This is a genomic window from Prevotella sp. HCN-7019, assembly GCF_037890215.1.
In the GTDB taxonomy this organism is placed as follows: domain Bacteria; phylum Bacteroidota; class Bacteroidia; order Bacteroidales; family Bacteroidaceae; genus Prevotella.
Window position 1 is genome coordinate 78,200 of record NZ_JBBKBO010000006.1, and the last position, 20,564, is coordinate 98,763.

Below are 20,564 nucleotides of genomic sequence, written 5' to 3' on the forward strand. Positions count from 1 at the left end.
TTAAAATGGTTCATCATCTGATGTCTTCCTGTCATCAGCACCGGATGATAGCTTATAATCAGAAGTCACAGATGTGGTACTGCGCGTGGAAAGAATCTCCATATTCTCACCATATATCTCCGTAACAAAACGACGGACTCCTCTCTGATCATCATATACACGATAACGTATGCGACCCTCAATATAGAGTTTGTCACCTTTGTGCACGTATTTCTCAGCTATTTTGGCAAGTCCTTTCCACAAAACAATATTATGCCAATCAGTATGCTCCGGTACGCGTGTTCCGTTCTGCAAAGTATACGAACGCTCTGACGTTGCAAGACGGAATTGAGCAACAGCCTGATCCGCATCGTAATAACGAACCTCAGGGTCATTGCCGACATTACCTATAAGCATCACCTTGTTCATAATAATATATAGAAGAGAAGATAATCTGGGATTATTTTATTTCCACATTCCAAGATACTTGTAGTGGAAGTTCTTTCCTTTAGCAGATGGAAATTGTGAACGGCTGTCAACACGTCCTTTCAGATGTTCCACTATTCTATTATAACAATCCAAACCAGACATTGCCTTGCACTGTACAACAAAATGTGTATCACGATATTCATGCTTTCCTGTCGACGGAATCATAACCACCCTCTTGAAATCAAGAGAACCTTCATACCATCCCGGTCTTTCTTCATTCAAACGTGTAACAACAGTTGCCGCGAGATCGCGTTTATCCATCATCTGGCTGCCTGCAGGAACCGGATGAAGAGCTTTTTTCTGCTTGAAATCAAGCATTGTAGCTGCAGTTGTCTTTATTATGATAAAATATACGCGCTGTCTAACCTTATATCTTTTAGGATAATAGACATCGCTTGCAACATAATCACGGATGTCCGCCTCCAGTCCAGAATTCATTCCAATCTCTTGAATAGAACGCAAAAAAGCGATTGCATCATCTACATTCGTGACTAAAGTTTCTTTATCAAAATATCTTAAGTATAAATTCATCGGATTGTTATGTTTCTCTGAGAAAAAAAGAGCGGAAAACGGGACTCGAACCCGCGACCCCGACCTTGGCAAGGTCGTGCTCTACCAACTGAGCTATTTCCGCAACAAAAAAATAATGGTGAAGAGGAGGAGACTCGAACTCCCACGACACAATTGTCACTACCCCCTCAAAGTAGCGCGTCTACCAATTCCGCCACCTCTCCAACATATATAACATTCTGAATAAATCGTGCCCAGAACAGGACTCGAACCTGCACGCCTCGCGGCACACGCACCTGAAACGTGCGCGTCTACCAATTCCGCCACCTGGGCAAAAATTGAAACATTTCAAACTGTCAATATTCAGAATGTTGAGCGGAAAACGGGACTCGAACCCGCGACCCCGACCTTGGCAAGGTCGTGCTCTACCAACTGAGCTATTTCCGCAACATTTCTTTTTACAGAAGCATTTCTCTAAATGCGGTTGCAAAGGTAATGCTTTTTTTTGAACCTACAAATTTTTCTTGCGTTTTTTTTCAAAAATGATATAAATTTCTAATCCATCCGACTAAAATAGTCCTCAAAAGTGTATTCACGGAGTATTTCCAACTCATTATTGTCCTGATGAACCAATCCGATTGCAGGGTGACTGATTCCATTAAATGTGCAAGTCTTGACCGTTGTGTAATGGATCATATCCTCAAATATGACATTATCTCCTACGTTCAATTCTTTATCAAATCGCCAGCTTGACAAGAAATCACCTGAAAGGCAACTGTTCCCTCCCAACCGATAAATATGCGACTTTTCATTTTCTGAATGAACAGGACCTTCCTCATTCACCACTTCAGCGCCTCTCACAGCCGGCATATACGGCATCTCAAGACAGTCGGGCATATGACAAGTGAAACTTACATTAAGAATTGCAGTGCGAATACCATGATCCTCGACAATGTCTACAACCTGTGAGACAAGCGGACCTGTTTGCCATGCAAAGGCACTTCCTGGTTCCAATATAACCTTAAGATGAGGATATCTGAGACGGAAATCCTGCAATATTTTTATAAGAAGGTCCACATCATAATCATTCCGGGTCATCAGATGACCACCACCAAAATTAATCCACTTCAATTGTCCAAACCATTTGGAAAATTTTTCTTCTATATGAGAAAGCGTACGCTGAAAAACATCAGCCCCACTCTCACAATGGCAATGACAGTGAAAACCTTCTATGTATGAAGGGAGAGTCTCCGGCAAATTATCAGAATTTACGCCAAAACGGGTCCCTGGAGCACAAGGATTATACAAATCTGTTGAAATCTCTGAATATTCAGGATTCACGCGTAACCCGATACTTATATCAGGATTCGTGTTTTTTACCCTGCTGGCAAAACGCTCGTACTGAGACAAAGAATTAAATGTAAGATGACTCGAGCAAGACGCTATCTCATCTATTTCATAAGATGTATACGCAGGAGAATACGTATGGGCTGGCCGGCCGAACTTATCAAACGCCAAACGTGCCTCAGAAAGTGAACTTGCCGTTGTTGCATTGATATATTCACGAAAAACAGGAAAAGTCTTCCATAGAGCATATGCTTTGAAGGCAAGAATAATTTCAACACCTGCTGTATCTGCGACATGTTTTATCAAAGACAGATTTTTACGCAACAATTTCTCCTCCAACACATACATTGGTCTATGTATTTCCTTAAACGTATTTACATCAACTTTCATATATTCGTTTATTTTCAATTCACTAAGTTATCACCATGAGATCCGCAAAACGGACAACTCTTTTTTACAAATATAAGACATAGGCATTCAAGATGCCTATGTCTCCTACATATATTATATTCATGTGTTCGGTATCACATAAAAAAAATACGTTTTACACGAAACACTATAAAATCTGTTTTTACAAATTAAATACAATTGGCATATCACAAATTAACAACCAGACTGTAACAGAGAATAAATCCAATTGTACCCCATATTGCGGTATTCAGAATTGCATATTGCCTAGAAACGCCTGTTGTATAAAAATTCACCGTACACACCTTGAAAAGACAACGAGTGTAAGCATAACGCACAAGATAATACACTCCGCCGCCGATAGTTACTCCAAGAAGTCCTCCAAAGAAAACATCTCCCGGATAATGTACGCCAAGATAAATGCGTGAATAGCACATACATATTGCCCACAAAATCAATGTAAGCACCATCTTTTTCTTTCTGAAAACCAAAGACAGATAGGTAACCACGCCAATGGCATTAGCCGCATGGCTCGATACAAAACCGTACATTCCACTCTTATATCCATTCACATAATGAAGCAAGTCACATATTGCCGGGCTATGCGAAGGACGGAGTCTGCAAAAATAAGGTTTTATTATGGAAGAAGAAATCTTGTCACACAATATTACTATGAGAACCAAACTCAATATAATAAAGAGCGCTTCATACCATTTCACTTTAAAATGGAAGAAAGAATACAGTAGCGCAACAATCAATGATATTGAAGAATATTTTGAAGAAAGCATGTACCAAAAAGCATCGGCAACACGTCCTCCGTCATGATTAAGTGTCACCATCAACTGCTTGTCAAACAAATCCATTATTCTTACAACTGGAGCCATTCCAGGAATGTGATACAGCAAGAATGCCGCTACCAGAAAAATTGCAAGAACACAAACAAGCCTTATCATAAACAGGTCCCAGGCTCTTGCTGAAATGTTAAAATCCAAAAGGACTATCCTCCGAAGGCATGAGGACAAATTCTTCATAGTCAAGTTATTAATTGCAATCATGTTTTATATTAGCAATAACGTCAAAGCATTATCTTTATTGTATAAAAATCCGAAAAAATATTACTTATTTTACATTGATAACAATTGTTCCTCTTCCACATCACAACCAAAGAAGCCCATTTCTTTCGAATGCTCCTTATCAAAAGCATAATAAACAACTTCAGCCTCAACGCAAGTTTTTCCCTTACCATCTTCCAACGAAACGGAAATGATCCAATAGTTACGTTTTTGCCCTGTTATTCTGGCACGAACTGTTATCTGCGGTTCATCCAGCATTACCGGAGCAAGATATTTTAAATTCATACGTGATGTCATGCCGGAGGTTTGCAACTTGCGCATGACCACCCATCCTGCAGTTTCATCTATCATTGTTGCAAGAATACCGCCATGCATGACACCGATCCATCCCTGGAAATGATCATGGGGATGCCAATATGAAATCACATCATCTCCATCTTCAAAAAACTCCATGTGCAATCCAAAAGGATTGTCTGGTGAACATCCAAAACAATTATACCCATCCTTGCCGACAAACGGATTCTTGATTTTTCTCATAATTTATATGTATCAGAAGCTCATCATGAAACTGAAGCGCACACCATTCTTCTTCACACCCGGCATATCTGTATATGTCAGACGACGTACATAATCGACTCCGAAGAACTTGAAAATATTGTGCACACCCACAACAACTTCCCAATATGGCTTATTCTTATCCATTATACCTGCACCTTCCGGGAACCGGAACAGCAAATTGTCCATACTGTTGCGTTCAAGGAACGGATTGTTCTTATCTGTAACCATTCCCCACATACCCTTGACCGCAATATATTCACGCCACTTCAACTTTTTGACGAGAGGAATTCTATTAAGCAGTTTTCCGTTCATATCCCATGCCACAGACCAGAAAGCATATCTGTCACTCAGGAATTCCATATTCCTCATCATATTAAACGTGCTCTCATGTTCAAAATACGACAAGTTTACGGGAGGCATTATCAACAGTGGGAAAGGAACCTTGTCCCATTGAACACCACCATTAAGATGAGTGTCAACATATCCCCAACTTCCAAGCCAAAATCTTTTATAAATGCCCATTTCTGTAAAGTTGAGTCTATACTGTCCACCTAGAAAGTTCTTCAATCCAACCGTATGGCTGAGTGTGAATTCCGGAGAATCCAAATTTACAGGCCAGCGATGCTGTTTTGTGTTGATAAACGTCTGACCCGGACAATATTTCATGCCGAACTTAAACTCCGTAGTACGTATTTTACGAACAAGATCCTTTACTTCTTCACCATTCTCATTTATCTGTGGAGATGTCATACGTTCAAACACCAGATCACCAGTAGGTTCATTACTTTCCGTCTTAATTGACGTATCTATACTGAATCCCCAGTCCGTCTCATACACAAAGCTCAACTTCTGTCTGTTATAGAAATACATCTGTTCAACCTTCTGTGTACGGAAAGCCATGAACATATTATCCTTATTGTGCAGAAGGAACTTATCAGAAGGAGACATCACATCGTAAGCCGTCTCGAATATTATATTACGCTGCGGAAACTCAAAGGGAACATTCTTCTTTTTGTTCAGACTGTATGTTATTTCCGTGCCATAATAATGCTTGTGGGAATCCATACCATAGGCATAATATCCGTTCCAAAACAGATGCTTATTGAGATTTGCTGTCGTACGGCCACTCACTCTGAACCTGAAACCATCAACAAAATTCTTTGACACGATAGTATTCACCGGTCCGAAATCAAACTTACTTTTTGTTCGCGATGTTCCGGTTTCCACATAGTTTTCCAGAAATGCCCTCACGCCGAATATTATCCACTTATAGTTTTTCGACTGCTCCATCCTATGAATGAATTCGTTCATAGACGACTCACTCTTGGTCAGACCGACAGCCCTGTATTGGTTCCAAAAAGCCTCATCACGTATCATTGCGTCTGCTTCGTGCCTTACTTTGGCTTTACCTTTGAATAGTTTGCTCGGCAAATCATCAAACGCATAATCACTAAGACGTGTTGTTCTCGTAACCAACATTTTGCCAAGCAAATCGTTGACTCTAAGCTCAACCATCATATCATCAACAGTAAGCACCCACTCACCGTTAGGAAGTTTGGTATATTCCTGCTCAATCTTCATATTGTCAACAAAATTGACAATACTACTCTTAGGCAATGTCAGAGAACACCGCTTCACATGCAGTGTCGAATCCGCAAGCACATAAAGTTCACCTCTGAACCCGAAGTCCTGCTGATTGTTCGGCAAGAATTGCAGATGATAACAAAGATCACGATCTACATATACAGTGTCTTCAATATAAAATCTGTAGAAAGAAATTGCAGTCTCTCCAATAGGGCTTGTGAACTGATACTGCAAAAGTCGCACATGATCATCATATATATCAACGTCCGTAAAGACTTCCTTAAGCATCGTGTTCAAAATCTCTCCTGTCTGCAACACATTATTAATACCGTCCGAACGTTGTCCCTTTATAATATCCTTCTCCACCTTCGGATCTTTTCTGTAAATATGTTGTGTCACAGTTTCATCCACAGATATAGGCAATATCAGTTTATTATTATACGGACTGGTTTCAATCTGGTCTGCCAGCCACGACTGCTTCTTGAATATGCCTTTATCCAGATCCTCTGGTTTTATGTCATTTACGGAGAATGTTATTTTCTGATATTTATTGTACTGATAATAGTCATGATTATCAAGGTGTGTCCTTTTTTTTGCTGCAATGACACGCTTCATAAGTTCCACCGCAGGATTGTTCTTACGCGAATACCTGTCACGCTTGCTTTTGATGACAACCTCACTCAAATTCTTAGAGTCTTCCTTAAGCACAATCTTCATATACGACGGAGTATCCTGCGACACCTTAACTGTCTGCGACTTAAATCCCACCGAACTGAAAGTAAGAGTCCACCCCTCATGACGTTCTATGGAGAATTTTCCATTAATATCACTTACAACAGCAACATGATGTCCTTTATATATGGCACTCGCATTGGGGATGGCGTATCCATCCTCATCCACGATCTCACCCGTTATTTGCGCCATGGCAGACACTGCCACAAATAAAAACACAAATAAATTACAAAAAAATCTTTTCACCCTGATATAATTACTCAAAAAAATGCTGTTGCAAAGTTATATATAGATATTAAAAAAAACAAGAAAACTTTTTGCTTTTTAATATTTTTCTACTAATTTTGCAGCATTGTATGAAGAAACTGCCACTTTTACCGACAATTATCGGCACAGGCTTTGGCAGCGGGTTCTGGCCATGGGGGCCTGGAACTGCGGGTGCATTGACAGGCATGCTTATATGGTATGCCCTTTCTTTTGTGCATAATTCCACATTCCTTTTTGCCACAACTCTCTCATGCATAATTATTTTCACCATATTAGGCACATGGGCGACAAAGCGTCTTTCGCCATTTTGGGGATCAGATCCTAAAAAAGTTGTCATCGACGAAATTGTTGGAGTATGGATTCCACTGCTTGCCGTTCCGGCATCAGACATATGGCTTGCACTGGCTTCATTTGTACTTTTCCGTTTCTTTGACATACTTAAACCACTCGGCATCAGAAGGCTCGACAGACACGAAGGAGCTTTCTTTGTCATGGCCGACGACATTTTGGCCGGCATCTACAGTCTTATAATCATCGTTGTAGTGCAATGGATAATTTAAAGACGAAACTTATAACTTTCTGCAAGGCACAATGTTCAGCATGGATAGCATCCGCCATAGACTTCGGCACCACAATTATATTTGCCCACGTCTTTGGTCTGTGGTACGGCTATTCCACATTTATCGGTGCTCTGAGCGGTGGTATCGCCAATTGCCTGATCAACTACAGATGGGTGTTCCATGCATACGACGTGAAAAAAAAGAGTATCGCCATACGCTATCTGCTTGTATGGAGTGGAAGCATCCTGCTCAACACGTATGGTACATACATACTAACAGAATTGTCCGACCAGTACTTCATGTTCTCTAAAATCATCATTTCTATCATAGTAGCAATATTCTGGAACTACCAGATGCAGTATAGATTCGTATTCAATTCAAAAAACAAATAACAATAAAAATTCAAGTCATGAACTATCGTGATTTTCTGCAAAAGATAATATATGTTATTATAAACCCCGTTATCAAAGGAATGATCAAGATTGGTTTCACACCTAATCTTGTGACAACAACCGGATTTGTACTCAACCTCGTAGCTGCAGGAATGTTTCTTTATGCAGCAAACGAATTTACGGACAGTACAGCTATTGTAGGATGGAGCGGTGGCGTAATCCTGTTTGCCGGACTATTCGACATGATGGACGGCCGTCTGGCACGCATGGGCAACATGTCGTCCAAATTCGGAGCACTATGGGATTCGACTCTCGACCGCTACAGCGAATTGTTTACTCTTTTCGGTGTGGCCATGTATCTCATTCTCAACGGATGGATTATCAGTGGAATTGTAACATTCTTTGCGATGGTAGGATCTGTGATGGTGAGTTATGTCAGAGCACGTGCAGAAGGACTTGGCATTGAATGCAAGGTAGGCCTCATGCAACGTCCTGAGCGTGTCGTACTGACAAGCCTCGGAGCAATATTATGCGGAATCTTCGACAACATCTGGTTCTTAGTGGTACCAATCATCATAATCGCTATTCTTGCCAACATCACCGCATTCTGGCGCATCGGTCACTGCTACAAAGTATTGAGCAAAAGCGAAAAGAAATAGCCGATGTTCAGCTTTTACATTATTATATTATATACAGTACTTGCAATACTGAAACCCACACGTAAAGTTGCATTCGCACTTACTCCGTGGCTCATATTCGCATGTTCATACGACTGGATGCGGCTTCTGCCAAACTATGAGGTCAATCCCATCGATGTGAAAGGTCTGTACGACACTGAAAAGATGCTGTTCGGCATCACAGCAAACGGCAGTACGCTGATCCCCTGTGAATATTTTGCAATACATCACTGTTCCTTTGCCGATATCATGGCAGGACTGTTCTATCTTTGCTGGGTGCCGGTGCCGCTGGCATTCGGACTGTATCTTTATCTGAAAGGTGATTACAAAAATTATCTGCATTTTTCATTGGCATTTCTTTTTGTAAACCTACTTGGCTTCTGTGGCTATTACATACATCCCGCAGCACCACCATGGTATGCCATGAACTACGGTTTTGAACCGATACTCAATACACCGGGCAACGTAGCCGGACTAGGCCGTTTCGATCAGCTGACAGGCATACCCGTATTTCATGCACTTTACGGCAAGAATGCAAATGTGTTCGCAGCAGTACCGTCTCTACATGCAGCATATATGCTTATCACCACCATATATGCCGTCAGAAGCCGCCAGCATCATGCCACCACTGCCATTTTTGCATTCATCTGCGCAGGCATATGGTGGACAGCCGTTTACAGCGGCCATCACTACATCATTGATGTGACACTCGGCATAGCAACAACAATCGTCGGCATACTGCTGCTCGAAAAAGTTATCATGCGTGTACCGGCCGTCAATCGGCTTATGAACCGATACACATCGGCCATAACCATCAGCCGGCACACACATGACTGAAAAAGTTAACGGCTGAATTTCAGTTCGTCAGTATTAATATTGCCTGTTCCCTTTTTGTTCTGCGACAAGCTTCTGGCAGTACCTCTTAAAGTCATGTTACCAACTCCCATAAGTTCACATTCCACATGATTGCAATCCTCCAATGTTGCATTCATGTCGCCCACTCCCATAAGTCTGAATCGCGAATCCGTGAACTTATACTGCCGTACGTTTACGTTTCCGGCACCGAGAAGCGAGACATATGAAGTGACGCCACGCACTGAATCGATATCTATATTGCCACTTCCTTCAAGGGCCACCGCCAGATTGTCACACACCACCCGACCGAACGAGACATTACCCGAGCCTGTCAGTCTAACTCTCAACGTATCTGTATCAACCGGCTTTAAAACCTTGAATGTTCCGGAACTTTTAAACATGACATCCGTCAGATCTGGCGAATAGACATATACATCCAATCCCGACATATCATTACCGGACAACAGGTTTCTGCGAAACATTTTCGGTCGTATAACAAGTTTGTTTCCATCATGCACCGTAACAATGTCCGACACGGCATCCACCGCATCACCTTCCGCATGCACCCTGACGCACAACGAATCAGACTGCACATAATAAACGTTACAGGGAGCCTCCACCTCTATCTGCGAGAAATATCTCACCTTACGCTCCACGGCTATTCTTCTTTCACTTTTGCCATTGCGCTTCATTCCTCCACAAGAAATGCAGACAAGGCATACACAAAGAACTAACACTCCATACAATGTTGATATTCTGTTCATTTCACTGATATTTGTATTTTCTTTTGGTTTGACGCTGATTTCGTACTGAAAGTTGCACCAATGCACACAATAATATAATATAAAAGTGCGGGCATAGTATAATTATGCCCGGTTCACAGCATATCATGACCAAAAATTATTACCTTTGCACACATTATGGAAATAAATACACTTACACAAGGTGAACTGGAAACATTGCTCCAGCACACCGAATGTTCGCAACACATTGTCATATGCACCCACAAGTCGCCGGACGGCGACGCACTTGGAGCCTCGCTGGCATGGCTTGAATTTCTGAACAACAGAGGCAAGACGGCCGATATAGTTATCCCGGACGCATATCCGGATTTTCTTCAGTGGCTCCCTAATTCTGAAAAGATCATACGCTACGACAAGCACAAAGAAAGAGCCGAGAGACTTTTAGGCGATGCCGACCTCATTTTCTGTCTTGACTTCAACGGTTTCGGCCGCGTTGACGAGATGGAATATGCACTTGCCGGCTCACCCGCCAAGAAAATAATGATCGACCATCACATAGGTCCTCAGATGGACACCGTGCTCACAGTGTCACGTCCTGAGATGAGCAGCACATGCGAACTTGTGTTCCGCATAATGTACCAGAGCGGCGACTTCGAGAAGATGACAAGAAAATGCGCGGCATGTATATATTGCGGCATGATGACCGACACTGGAGGATTCACATACAATTCCAACAATCCGGAAATATTCTTCATCATCAGCGAGCTACTCACAAAAGGCATAAACAAGGACAAGATATATCGCAACGTGTTCAACAACTACAGCTCTTGGGCAATACGTCTGCGCGGATATATAATGTATCACAAGCTAAACGTGCTCAACGACTACAACGCCTCATACTTCTCCATATCCCGACAGACCATGAAAGATTTCCACTTCATCAAGGGTGATGCCGAAGGACTCGTGAACGAACCTCTGAAGATAAAAGGCATGAAACTATCGATTTCGTTAAGAGAGGACGACCGCAAGGACAACCTTATCTGGCTAAGCCTGCGCTCTGTGGACGACTTTGCATGCAATGCTATGGCTGCCGAATTCTTCAACGGCGGCGGTCATCTCAATGCTAGCGGCGGAAGACTGGAATGTTCGCTCGAAGAAGCCGAGGAGATTGTACGAAAAGCAATCATGCACTACGGCGACAAACTGAAATGACAAAACGAAGCCGGCCCTGCTGCAACAGTGAGGATAATGATTATATATAATACTTAAATTATCTATATTCAAAAATATAATCTCACATTATTTTTATAACTTTGCACAGAATACATATATCATAATATGCAGACTCATGCCTTGGCCCGGAAGGTCATGGACAACATGAAAATGCTTAAACTGAAAACAAAATACTCTAAAACAGATATGGGAAAGATAAAATTCGCATTACTTGCATTCGCAGCATTGTTCACACTTATGGCGTGTGACGACACAGAGTCGTACGCAGACAAGAAAAAGAAAGAACGTTCGGCCATAAGAAGCTACATTGCAAAAGAAAACATAAAGGTGATTTCGGAAAAAGAATTCCACGCACAGGATTCAACCACCGACGTATCCAAAAACGAATACGTACTCTTCGAGACCACCGGTGTGTACATGCAGATAATACGTGAAGGATGCGGCGAGAAACTCAAGGACGGCGAAACGGCGACCATATTATGCCGCTTCAGCGAGCGCAATCTGCTGACAGACTCTCTCCAGCTTACAAACGACATTCTCGGACTTGCCGCACAGGTGGACAAAATGAGTGTGAAGAACACATCCGGTACATTCAGAGCATCATTCATCGAAGGTGCAAGCGTGATGTATTCAATATACGGCAGTGCTTCCGTCCCCGCCGGATGGCTCGCACCGCTCACATACATCAAGATAGGACGTCCGGCAAAACCGGGTGAGGAGATTGCAAAAGTGAAACTCATTGTTCCTCACACACAAGGTCATCAGTATGCTTCATCGGGTGTTTATCCGTGCTTATACGAAATAACATATCAAAGAGGATATTAAAATTATGACACTCATAAAATCAATATCAGGAATACGCGGCACCATCGGAGGCCGTACCGGCGACACACTGAACCCGCTGGACATCGTGAAATTCACATCGGCATACGCCACATTCATGAAGCGTAACGCCAAATCTGGCAGCGGCAAGATTGTTGTCGGACGCGACGCCAGAATATCCGGCGAAATGGTAAAGGACATTGTATGCGGCACACTTCTGGGTATGGGATACGACGTAGTGAACATAGGACTGGCCACAACACCTACCACTGAGCTGGCAGTAACAATGCTGAAGGCCGACGGAGGTATAATCATCACAGCCAGCCACAATCCGAGACAGTGGAACGCCCTGAAACTTCTCAACTCACATGGAGAGTTTCTCACAAAGGACGACGGCAACGAAGTTCTGAGAATAGCAGAAGCAGAAGACTTCGAATATGCCGATGTCGACACAATGGGACATTATACGGAGGACAATTCTTTCAACCAGCGCCATATAGACAGTGTGCTTGCACTCCAGTTGGTTGACACCGAAGCCATACGCAACGCTCATTTCAGAGTCTGCGCCGACACCATCAACAGCGTAGGAGGCATCATCCTGCCACAGCTTTTCGAAGCACTGGGAGTGGAATACCATATACTCAACGGCGAGGCAAACGGCGATTTCGCCCACAATCCGGAACCGCTTGAGAAGAATCTCGGCGACATCATGTCGCTCACACGCGACGGCAAATACGATCTTGGCATTGTTGTCGATCCCGACGTAGACCGTCTGGCATTCATCTGCGAGGACGGCAGAATGTTCGGAGAGGAATACACACTGGTGAGTGTAGCCGACTACGTGCTCTCCCACACACCGGGCAACACTGTGTCAAACCTCAGTTCAACACGCGCACTGCGCGACGTGACCGAACAGTACGGAGGACAGTACACAGCATCGGCCGTAGGCGAAGTGAACGTTACAACAATGATGAAGAACACCGGAGCCGTGATCGGAGGCGAAGGCAACGGCGGAGTGATCTATCCGGAGAGCCACTACGGCCGCGACGCCCTTGTAGGAATAGCTCTGTTCCTGTCGAACCTGGCACACAAAAAATGCAAGGCAAGCGAACTGAAGGCCACCTATCCGGAATACTTCATTGCGAAAAACCGCATAGACCTGACACCGGACACTGACATCGACGCAATACTCGAGAAAGTGAAAGAGATGTACGCCAACGAGAAAATAACCGATATCGACGGCGTGAAGATCGATTTCAAAGACAAGTGGGTGCACCTGCGTAAATCGAACACAGAGCCTATCATAAGAGTATATAGCGAGGCACACACAATGGAAGAGGCCGACGAACTCGGCAAAACACTCATGCAGGTTGTTTACGACATGCAGAAAAAATAAACAACATAATAACAACTGACATAAAGGACGGCGGTTGCATGACTTTATTGCAGCCGCTGTCTTTTTATATTACGGTCTTTGAGACATAGCGGACATGAGTTTCCGACAAAGACAACTGCCATGATTCCAGGGCCACGTGAAGAAGCCTTGACTGCCGTGCAGCAGTAGTCCGGATAAATGATTATAATGAACTAAAATCGCGAAAAACCGATTCTCTACCCCACTTAAAAATCAAATATTTTCAACAAAAAATTTTTTCTCGCGTACAGCCCGGATATTGAAAGATAAGCCAACTTCTTAATAATCAAACACTTAAACAACACGTCGCTATTTCAAGCATCATACCTTGGTCCGAAAGAGCCCGAATCGCACTGCGATCAAGCCTATATCAGGGCATGATAAAGTTCATTTCGACCTCCAAAACCAACCATATCGGAATGCGAAAGAGTGCTTATCAGAAATTAATCAGGAATAAAACAGAATGCGAAGTTCGCAGACCTGTCCGATAATCCACGTTTCACGGGCTGTCGGATTTCCAGAATTCAAAAAATGAAATGTTAAATTCAAAAAATTATTTAACTTAATAACTCCCGCGAATTTAACATTTACACACTGCGTCAATACAGCCATGATGATGTGTCTTCAAGACAATACCGCGCCTTTACAAACACGCCACATATCCATAAAAATACTGACATCACGAAAAAACAAACACCCGCCATCACCATACTCACAACCCCGTCACATTCCTCAACCTGATTCACAGCCATGCACCTTCAGCACCAATAAAAAACAGCTTTAATATTTGGTCTTTAGAAAAAAATGAATTACCTTTGCACATGATACGACGATCACGTCATGTTTTGCCGATATGGCTCAGTTGGTAGAGCAATTCATTCGTAATGAATAGGTCCCCGGTTCGAGCCCGGGTATCGGCTCAGATAAAGTGGCAAATGTACTATGCGGCAGTAGCTCAGTTGGCAGAGCACTAGCTTCCCAAGCTGGGGGTCGCGGGTTCGAGCCCCGTTTGCCGCTCACAATGAAAGACACAAAATATTAATCATATTTTTATTTACCACATTCAATTATTCAATCATATAGTTTCGGCATGTATATTGTATGCTGATAAGATTGTCGTGCCTATAGATTTCGACACGGCAGCAGAAATCATAATATAAAAAATGAGGCAGTACCTTTCGGTATTGCCTCATTCAAATATTCTGAATTCATATCCCTGATCCTTCAACCACTGCAATGCCTCGGGAAGTGCAAAGTGCAGTTTGTCTATACTCTTGAGCGAGTCGTGGAATGTTATTATGGAACCGTTGCGCGTATAACGCTTAACATTCTCTACAACATCATCGGCTGTCATCCACTTGGAATAGTCGCGTGTGACGAGATCCCACATAACAATATTATATTTCCGGCGCAGCCACAGATATTCGGCATAACTCATGCAACCGTGTGGCGGTCTGAAGTAACGGGCCTTTATGAGTTCGTTGGCAGCATTTGTATCCTTTATGTAGGTTGTCGCAAAATGTTTGAAACCACCGAGGTGATGAAATGTGTGGTTGCCGACCTGATGGCCGGCAGCCACTATACTTTCATACAGTTCTGGATATTTCCGTACATTGTCGCCTACCATGAAGAACGTGGCACGTGCTCCGTATTCAGCAAGAGTTTTGAGAATGAAGGGCGTCGATTCAGGAATTGGTCCGTCGTCGAACGTCAGATAGACCGCCCTTTCCTTTTTGTTCATTCTCCACAGAGCTCTCGGATATAGCCAGCGTAACCACTGTGCAGGCTGTTCGATAATCATTACCCGGAGTCTTTATTTCAGTTCCACACCACCTTTGTTGCGATATTCGGTGTAGAGAGCGTTGAGTCTCTGCATGCGCTTCGCAGCAAGTTTCTGGTCGACCATTGATGTCAGTTCTGCCGTACTCTGCATCATTACTGCCTGACGCAGGAAATCGCTCTGAGCCTGAGTGAAGCGTGCACCCTTGAGCGACACGTACCATAAAGCGTACTGTTCGGCATTCTTCCATACTGCATCGAGCAGTTTTGCAGCTTTGGCCTTCTGTCCGGCAAGAGCATAAGCACGTGCAAGATCAGCTCCACCCGATATGTATGTCATCGGCACATTGTAATCAGGTATCACCTTAAGACACTTGTCAAGCACTTCGAGAGCCTTGTCCTTCTTGTTCTCATTGATGAGTTCAAGAGCAAGCATAGCGAACAGATGACGATGAGTGTAGCACATACGCATCACAGTCTCGTCAAGATAGAGTCCCGGTTTCTCCAGGCCACCCCACTTGTAACGTTTCATGAGGTTGTTGTATGCCTTCTCTGTATCGAAGCTCTTCACTCCCGGATTCTTTGTTGTGAACGGAGTGATACGATAAGCCAGACCTTCCTGTACAAAGTTGTCACCAAGATTCATGTAATTGTCTGCGCCTACTGTTGTCGCAATGTAAAGCGGACGTGTCCAGTTGCACTGAGAAATCATCTCGAGCATCATCAGTTCGCCCTTACCGAGCACACGTTTTCCTGCGAGCGAGATGACCATCTTGTCCGGTATGGAATCGCTTGCCATGAGCATGCCGCTCTTCTTCACAGCTTCCTTGTCTATCTTAACGTAGAGAGTATCTGTAGGAATGATGCGCATGTCATTATCCTTTGAGCGCACCCAGTACTTCATGACGTTCTTCACATCGAACGGATCATCTCCGAACTGAGCCTTGGCTTCTTCCGGATTCTGCTTATAGAAATCCAGTATCTGCTGCTTCACGTAAGGATGTATCTCCACAACCTCGTTGGTTCCGGAGCAATAGTCTATACGCGGCCATGATATAGGAACTGACGGTGAATCGTATGCCGGACGTTTCATCTGGTCGATGTACCAGTCGGTCTGCAGATAGCTGAGGTTGCAGACACGTGTGTCTGTGCGTACACCTTCAACTTCCTGGTTGTACCACAACGGGAATGTGTCGTTGTCACCATTGGTGAAGATGATAGGATTGCCCTTGTCCTGAAGTGTCATCAGATAGTTCTGACCGAAGTCGCGGCAGGTGTAACGTCCGCTGCGATCGTGGTCGTCCCAGGTCTGGCTTGCCATCTGTACAGGCACAAGCAGACATACAGCACCTACGATGGAAGCAACAACAAGTTCATGACCCTTGAGTTTCTTCTTCAGATAGTCAATGATTGCAGCGACACCCATACCGCACCAGATGGCAAAAGCATAGAACGAACCTGCATAAGCATAGTCACGTTCGCGCGGCTGCTGCGGTGTCTGATTCAGATAGATGACAATTGCAAGTCCTGTCATGAAGAACAGGAAGAAGACAACCCAGAACTGACGGATTCCGCGACGGCCTCTCCATGCCTGCCAGAAAAGTCCGAGCAGACCAAGCAGAAGCGGCATACAATAGAACACATTGTGGCCCTTGTTGTTCTTGAGATCGTCAGGCAGTTTGCTCTGATCACCCAAAAGCATATTGTCAATGAACGAGAATCCTGTTATCCAGTTGCCGTGCTCCGGCTCACCGTTGCCCTGGATGTCGTTCTGACGGCCTGCGAAATTCCACATGAAATAGCGCCAGTACATGAAATTGCACTGATATGAAAGGAAGAAACGGAGATTGTCTATCTGTGAAGGAACCTTCACTGTGATTGGTTCTCCGCAACGGTCGTAAGGCACTTCGGTACCGTTCACTCCGCCCATCCAGCTCTCATAGGCCTCAGCATGGGCAGAACTGTGCATACGCGGGAACAGCATATTCTGCGCATAAACAAGCTTCTCCTTATGGCTTACTACGAAATAAGAATCTTTCTCAGTACTGTCGGCTTTTTCCTTACGCTGCCAGATAGGAGCGCCCTGCTTTCTGCGCGGCTCGCACATGTTGCCCTTTACGTCGAACGCAACCTGTGATGTATATGCCTGACCGTAAAGCAGCGGACTGTCACCGTACTGGTCGCGGCTGAGATAACTGCCAAGTGTGAAGATGTCCTCCGGTGAGTTCTGATCCATCGGCGGGTTGGCAGAAGAACGTATTACGATAACCGCATAGCTTGAATAACCAATCATGAGCATCAGCAGACACAGAAGCACTGTATTCTTGATGCGTGCGGTAACATAAGGTACAACCTTTTTCTCAACCTTGCGGGTACGGCCGAGCAGATAATAGAGAACACCCATCACTATCACACCAATGACAGCAGCCGACCATCCGTAACCATAGAACGGAATGCCGAGCATACCTACAGACAATACGAATGCGATATTCTGTCTCTTGAGACTGCCTCCTGTATAAGTTTCGTATATAGCCCAGATAACAGTTGCAACAAGCAGAATGATATATACTATCTCACCTGTGTTGAACGGACATCCCAGAACATTCACGAAAAGAAGTTCGAACCATCCGCCAACAGTCACAATGCCCGGTACAACACCGTAAAGCACTGCCGCAACAATGACAAACGAAATGACAAGAGCAACAAGCGAGCCTTTGAGTTCGATGTCTGGGAAACGACGGTAGCAATAGACAAGCACAATGGCCGGTATACAAAGCAAGTTAAGAAGATGCACACCGATGGAAAGTCCTGTCATGTATGCGATAAGCACAAGCCAGCGGTCGCTGTGAGGTTCGTCGGCATGATCCTCCCATTTGAGAATAAGCCAGAACACAACTGCCGTGAAAGCTGAAGAATAAGCATATACCTCGCCTTCGACAGCCGAGAACCAGAATGTGTCGCTGAATGTATAGATGAGCGCGCCGACAAGTCCTGATGCCTGAATGGCAACGAGTTTGGCAGTAGTCAACTGGCTCCAGTCTTTAAGAATGAGCTTACGTGTAAGATGGGTGATAGTCCAGAAGAGGAACAATATAGTCGTGGCGCTGAGCAACGCACTCATTATATTTACCATCTTAGCCACCTGTGAAGGATCGCTCGCAAACTGTGAGAACAGATTTGCCGTAAGCATGAAGAACGGAGCTCCAGGCGGATGACCTACTTCTAATTTGTAACCTGTTGTAATAAATTCGGGACAGTCCCAAAAACTGGCTGTCGGCTCAATTGTTGAACAATACACAAAGGCTGCAATAAGAAAAGTCAGCCATCCAAGCGTATTGTTCACTAACTTATAATTTTTCATTTACAATTTAGATATGTGTTATGCATTCTTTAGATTACATGAAAAAACGAGACTGGACACAAGAAAAGTTTTCAAGTTGTACAGCTCTGAAGCCAATTATGAAACAATATGCTGACACGCACACATTCATAAATATCATTTTATAAATGCAAAGATAACATTTTTATACGACAAAGAAACTTTAATATCAATGCATTAATATAATTTAATGCACACGGCATAAAAATAATATCACACATTTAAGATTTGTCTGAGAAGTTTCCGTTCGTATAAGTATAAATTGATTACAATCAGAAACAACTATTCTGAACAGCTAAGACATTCGATAATGTCGCGCTCCGTTATATCACCGACAGGACACAAGCGTACAGCCCGATTGACAAAAGCGACATTTCTCGCATTCTTCAATACAGAATCTATGTCATGACTGACTATGACAATCGCGCAATTTTGATTGATACGCGACAACATTGTATACATCTGTGTTTGAAAATGGCGATCAATATAAGTGTTCGGTTCATCAAGAACAAGCACCTCCGGCTTGGAGACAATAGCACGCGCAAGCAACACTCTCTGTAGCTGTCCGCCACTAAGCTCACCGATATGACTCTGCTGCAGATGTTCTATTTCAAGTGTCTGCAATACTTCTCGCACCATGGCATGCTGTTCCCTGCTGTATGAAGCGAACGGTCTGGCACCCATTTTCAACCCGGACAAGACAACATCATGAACAGAAACAGGGAACTTCCGGTCAAGATTGTTATATTGCGGAAGGTAACCCATAGAGAGATTTTTGACATTCCGGCCATCACGCATATAACAGACAGTTCCTGACATCGGACGCATCAGGCCGAGTAAAACTCTTATAAGAGTGGTTTTCCCACATCCGTTAGGTCCGATAATGCCAAGAAAATCATGGTCGTTTATGCTTATATTGACATCACGCAATATGATTTTACCATCATATCCGGCCGACATGCCGGCTGTCTTTATTATTGGCTGTTCTTTTATTTCAGACATCTTGCAACCTTTATCATTTCATTCTGCCAGTCATATCCGAGCGGATCAATCTCCGCAGTATCAGCTCCTGTACTTTCTGTCACAGCGTTTATATTACGATTGGCAAACTCTTTCTGAACAAAAAAGACTTTCACACGTTCATGCTTTGCTCTGCTTATGATATTATGCATCTGTCGCGCGCTTGGCTCACGGCTCTCCTCCTCCAACGGAATTTGCGTCAGACCGAAATCACGGGCATAATAAGTCAGTATGGGATGATAAATCAGGAACGAACGGGTCTTTGCATTTCTGACAAGATGTCTGATCTCCGAGTCAACATGATTGATGGAATCAATAAGATTTTCGAGATTCTTCTTAAAATAAATACTGTCCTTCTTGTCTATTTTTACAAGTGCCCTGTATATGTTTTCTGCGATTATCAACGAATTGGCTGTGCTCATCCAAGTATGCGGATCAGGGATACCATTCTCCGTCTTCATCATTGATATGCCATCGGAAGAATCCACTATAATGGCGTGAGGAGCGTTTTGTTCGAGTTTCTTCATCCATGTACGTTCAAAACCAATGCTCCCCACCTTGACATAAAGGACACTGTGTGACAGATTCATCATCTGTCTGGCAGAAGGTTCGTATGTTTCCGGATTTCCCCCCTGCGGCACCATTGTCTCAACATCAAACCTGTCTCCGGCTATACACTCGGCAAAATATCGCAACGGTTCTATTGTTACGGTTATCACACGTCTGTCCGGAGATTGTCTCAT

18 protein-coding genes and 6 tRNA genes are annotated in these 20,564 nt (G+C 43.7%); 9 read left to right on the forward strand and 15 right to left on the reverse strand.

The annotated features are described in order from the left end of the window. The 10 genes from WKT13_RS09215 to WKT13_RS09260 form a co-directional block, all read right to left on the reverse strand. On the reverse strand, window positions 1-408 hold the full coding sequence (locus tag WKT13_RS09215) for a single-stranded DNA-binding protein (protein WP_298621047.1): 408 nt from the start codon (window positions 406-408) through the stop codon (window positions 1-3). 36 nt (window positions 409-444) lie between these two features. After that, window positions 445-999: a hypothetical protein gene (locus WKT13_RS09220; protein ID WP_298621045.1), complete on the reverse strand. Its 555-nt coding sequence runs from the start codon at window positions 997-999 to the stop codon at window positions 445-447. 30 nt (window positions 1,000-1,029) lie between these two features. After that, window positions 1,030-1,102 (reverse strand) — tRNA-Gly (locus tag WKT13_RS09225). Between the two features lie 13 nt (window positions 1,103-1,115). Further along, a tRNA-Leu gene (locus tag WKT13_RS09230) sits at window positions 1,116-1,202 on the reverse strand. Window positions 1,203-1,229: 27 nt separating this feature from the next. Further along, window positions 1,230-1,311, reverse strand: a tRNA-Leu gene (locus WKT13_RS09235). Between the two features lie 41 nt (window positions 1,312-1,352). Further along, a tRNA-Gly gene (locus WKT13_RS09240) sits at window positions 1,353-1,425 on the reverse strand. A 108-nt stretch (window positions 1,426-1,533) separates the two neighbouring features. Next, window positions 1,534-2,715, reverse strand: a complete 1,182-nt coding sequence (gene nspC, locus WKT13_RS09245) for a carboxynorspermidine decarboxylase (RefSeq protein WP_340323662.1) — start codon at window positions 2,713-2,715, stop codon at window positions 1,534-1,536. 206 nt (window positions 2,716-2,921) lie between these two features. Beyond that, window positions 2,922-3,686: a phosphatase PAP2 family protein gene (locus WKT13_RS09250; protein ID WP_340323663.1), complete on the reverse strand. Its 765-nt coding sequence runs from the start codon at window positions 3,684-3,686 to the stop codon at window positions 2,922-2,924. 171 nt (window positions 3,687-3,857) lie between these two features. Then, window positions 3,858-4,343, reverse strand: coding sequence for a PaaI family thioesterase (locus WKT13_RS09255; protein ID WP_340323664.1), 486 nt, complete (start codon window positions 4,341-4,343; stop codon window positions 3,858-3,860). A gap of 12 nt (window positions 4,344-4,355) precedes the next feature. Beyond that, window positions 4,356-6,872: a DUF5686 family protein gene (locus tag WKT13_RS09260; protein ID WP_340323665.1), complete on the reverse strand. Its 2,517-nt coding sequence runs from the start codon at window positions 6,870-6,872 to the stop codon at window positions 4,356-4,358. Between the two features lie 164 nt (window positions 6,873-7,036). Here WKT13_RS09260 and WKT13_RS09265 point away from each other — a divergent pair, with 164 nt between their 5' ends. Genes WKT13_RS09265 through WKT13_RS09280 form a run of 4 tightly spaced genes read left to right on the forward strand, consistent with a single transcriptional unit; the run spans window position 7,037 to window position 9,413 of the window. Continuing rightward, a complete protein-coding gene (locus WKT13_RS09265) occupies window positions 7,037-7,507 on the forward strand; it encodes a phosphatidylglycerophosphatase A family protein (RefSeq protein ID WP_298621036.1) in 471 nt (156 codons plus the stop codon). Beyond that, window positions 7,495-7,899, forward strand: a complete 405-nt coding sequence (locus WKT13_RS09270; protein ID WP_298621034.1) for a GtrA family protein — start codon at window positions 7,495-7,497, stop codon at window positions 7,897-7,899. The genes WKT13_RS09265 and WKT13_RS09270 overlap by 13 nt, the downstream gene beginning before the upstream one ends. A gap of 17 nt (window positions 7,900-7,916) precedes the next feature. Continuing rightward, window positions 7,917-8,558 (forward strand): CDP-alcohol phosphatidyltransferase family protein, encoded by a 642-nt coding sequence (locus WKT13_RS09275; RefSeq protein WP_298621033.1) that lies wholly within the window; start codon window positions 7,917-7,919, stop codon window positions 8,556-8,558. Between the two features lie 3 nt (window positions 8,559-8,561). Beyond that, window positions 8,562-9,413 (forward strand): phosphatase PAP2 family protein, encoded by an 852-nt coding sequence (locus tag WKT13_RS09280; protein ID WP_340323666.1) that lies wholly within the window; start codon window positions 8,562-8,564, stop codon window positions 9,411-9,413. A gap of 5 nt (window positions 9,414-9,418) precedes the next feature. On the opposite strand, the gene WKT13_RS09285 is transcribed toward WKT13_RS09280, so the two are convergent. After that, on the reverse strand, window positions 9,419-10,195 hold the full coding sequence (locus WKT13_RS09285) for a GIN domain-containing protein (protein WP_298621029.1): 777 nt from the start codon (window positions 10,193-10,195) through the stop codon (window positions 9,419-9,421). 156 nt (window positions 10,196-10,351) lie between these two features. Between WKT13_RS09285 and WKT13_RS09290 the strand changes: the two genes are divergently transcribed. The 5 genes from WKT13_RS09290 to WKT13_RS09310 all read left to right on the forward strand — a co-directional run bounded on the left by WKT13_RS09290 (window position 10,352) and on the right by WKT13_RS09310 (window position 14,660). After that, window positions 10,352-11,386, forward strand: a complete 1,035-nt coding sequence (locus WKT13_RS09290) for a DHH family phosphoesterase (RefSeq protein ID WP_340323667.1) — start codon at window positions 10,352-10,354, stop codon at window positions 11,384-11,386. Window positions 11,387-11,593: 207 nt separating this feature from the next. Further along, complete coding sequence (locus WKT13_RS09295) at window positions 11,594-12,232, forward strand: DUF4827 domain-containing protein (RefSeq protein ID WP_340323668.1); 639 nt, start codon at window positions 11,594-11,596, stop codon at window positions 12,230-12,232. A gap of 4 nt (window positions 12,233-12,236) precedes the next feature. Next, complete coding sequence (gene glmM / locus WKT13_RS09300) at window positions 12,237-13,625, forward strand: phosphoglucosamine mutase (protein WP_340323669.1); 1,389 nt, start codon at window positions 12,237-12,239, stop codon at window positions 13,623-13,625. 865 nt (window positions 13,626-14,490) lie between these two features. Beyond that, window positions 14,491-14,563 (forward strand) — tRNA-Thr (locus WKT13_RS09305). A 24-nt stretch (window positions 14,564-14,587) separates the two neighbouring features. Beyond that, a tRNA-Gly gene (locus WKT13_RS09310) sits at window positions 14,588-14,660 on the forward strand. A gap of 172 nt (window positions 14,661-14,832) precedes the next feature. On the opposite strand, the gene WKT13_RS09315 is transcribed toward WKT13_RS09310, so the two are convergent. From WKT13_RS09315 to WKT13_RS09330, 4 genes are all read right to left on the reverse strand, one after another. Then, window positions 14,833-15,444: a polysaccharide deacetylase family protein gene (locus WKT13_RS09315; protein WP_298621022.1), complete on the reverse strand. Its 612-nt coding sequence runs from the start codon at window positions 15,442-15,444 to the stop codon at window positions 14,833-14,835. Between the two features lie 12 nt (window positions 15,445-15,456). Next, window positions 15,457-18,783 carry a protein O-mannosyl-transferase family gene (locus WKT13_RS09320; protein ID WP_298621020.1) on the reverse strand — a complete coding sequence of 1,109 codons (3,327 nt, stop codon included), beginning with the start codon at window positions 18,781-18,783 and terminating at the stop codon, window positions 15,457-15,459. 300 nt (window positions 18,784-19,083) lie between these two features. Further along, the gene (locus WKT13_RS09325) at window positions 19,084-19,803 is read right to left on the reverse strand and encodes a metal ABC transporter ATP-binding protein (RefSeq protein WP_340323670.1); all 720 of its coding nucleotides are present in this window, start codon (window positions 19,801-19,803) and stop codon (window positions 19,084-19,086) included. Continuing rightward, window positions 19,791-20,564 (reverse strand): metal ABC transporter solute-binding protein, Zn/Mn family, encoded by a 774-nt coding sequence (locus tag WKT13_RS09330; RefSeq protein ID WP_340323671.1) that lies wholly within the window; start codon window positions 20,562-20,564, stop codon window positions 19,791-19,793. The genes WKT13_RS09325 and WKT13_RS09330 overlap by 13 nt, the downstream gene beginning before the upstream one ends.

Excerpts from the sequence above, each read along its gene's own strand:
- WKT13_RS09215 (WP_298621047.1), bottom strand. The coding sequence starts at position 408 with ATGAACAAGGTGATGCTTATAGGTAATGTCGGCAATGACCCTGAGGTT.
- WKT13_RS09220 (WP_298621045.1), bottom strand. The coding sequence starts at position 999 with ATGAATTTATACTTAAGATATTTTGATAAAGAAACTTTAGTCACGAAT.
- nspC (WP_340323662.1), bottom strand. The coding sequence starts at position 2,715 with ATGAAAGTTGATGTAAATACGTTTAAGGAAATACATAGACCAATGTAT.
- WKT13_RS09250 (WP_340323663.1), bottom strand. The coding sequence starts at position 3,686 with ATGATAAGGCTTGTTTGTGTTCTTGCAATTTTTCTGGTAGCGGCATTC.
- WKT13_RS09255 (WP_340323664.1), bottom strand. The coding sequence starts at position 4,343 with ATGAGAAAAATCAAGAATCCGTTTGTCGGCAAGGATGGGTATAATTGT.
- WKT13_RS09260 (WP_340323665.1), bottom strand. The coding sequence starts at position 6,872 with ATGGCGCAAATAACGGGTGAGATCGTGGATGAGGATGGATACGCCATC.
- WKT13_RS09265 (WP_298621036.1), top strand. The coding sequence starts at position 7,037 with ATGAAGAAACTGCCACTTTTACCGACAATTATCGGCACAGGCTTTGGC.
- WKT13_RS09270 (WP_298621034.1), top strand. The coding sequence starts at position 7,495 with ATGGATAATTTAAAGACGAAACTTATAACTTTCTGCAAGGCACAATGT.
- WKT13_RS09275 (WP_298621033.1), top strand. The coding sequence starts at position 7,917 with ATGAACTATCGTGATTTTCTGCAAAAGATAATATATGTTATTATAAAC.
- WKT13_RS09280 (WP_340323666.1), top strand. The coding sequence starts at position 8,562 with ATGTTCAGCTTTTACATTATTATATTATATACAGTACTTGCAATACTG.
- WKT13_RS09285 (WP_298621029.1), bottom strand. The coding sequence starts at position 10,195 with ATGAACAGAATATCAACATTGTATGGAGTGTTAGTTCTTTGTGTATGC.
- WKT13_RS09290 (WP_340323667.1), top strand. The coding sequence starts at position 10,352 with ATGGAAATAAATACACTTACACAAGGTGAACTGGAAACATTGCTCCAG.
- WKT13_RS09295 (WP_340323668.1), top strand. The coding sequence starts at position 11,594 with ATGGGAAAGATAAAATTCGCATTACTTGCATTCGCAGCATTGTTCACA.
- glmM (WP_340323669.1), top strand. The coding sequence starts at position 12,237 with ATGACACTCATAAAATCAATATCAGGAATACGCGGCACCATCGGAGGC.
- WKT13_RS09315 (WP_298621022.1), bottom strand. The coding sequence starts at position 15,444 with ATGATTATCGAACAGCCTGCACAGTGGTTACGCTGGCTATATCCGAGA.
- WKT13_RS09320 (WP_298621020.1), bottom strand. The coding sequence starts at position 18,783 with ATGAAAAATTATAAGTTAGTGAACAATACGCTTGGATGGCTGACTTTT.
- WKT13_RS09325 (WP_340323670.1), bottom strand. The coding sequence starts at position 19,803 with ATGTCTGAAATAAAAGAACAGCCAATAATAAAGACAGCCGGCATGTCG.
- WKT13_RS09330 (WP_340323671.1), bottom strand. The coding sequence starts at position 20,564 with ATGAGACAATCTCCGGACAGACGTGTGATAACCGTAACAATAGAACCG.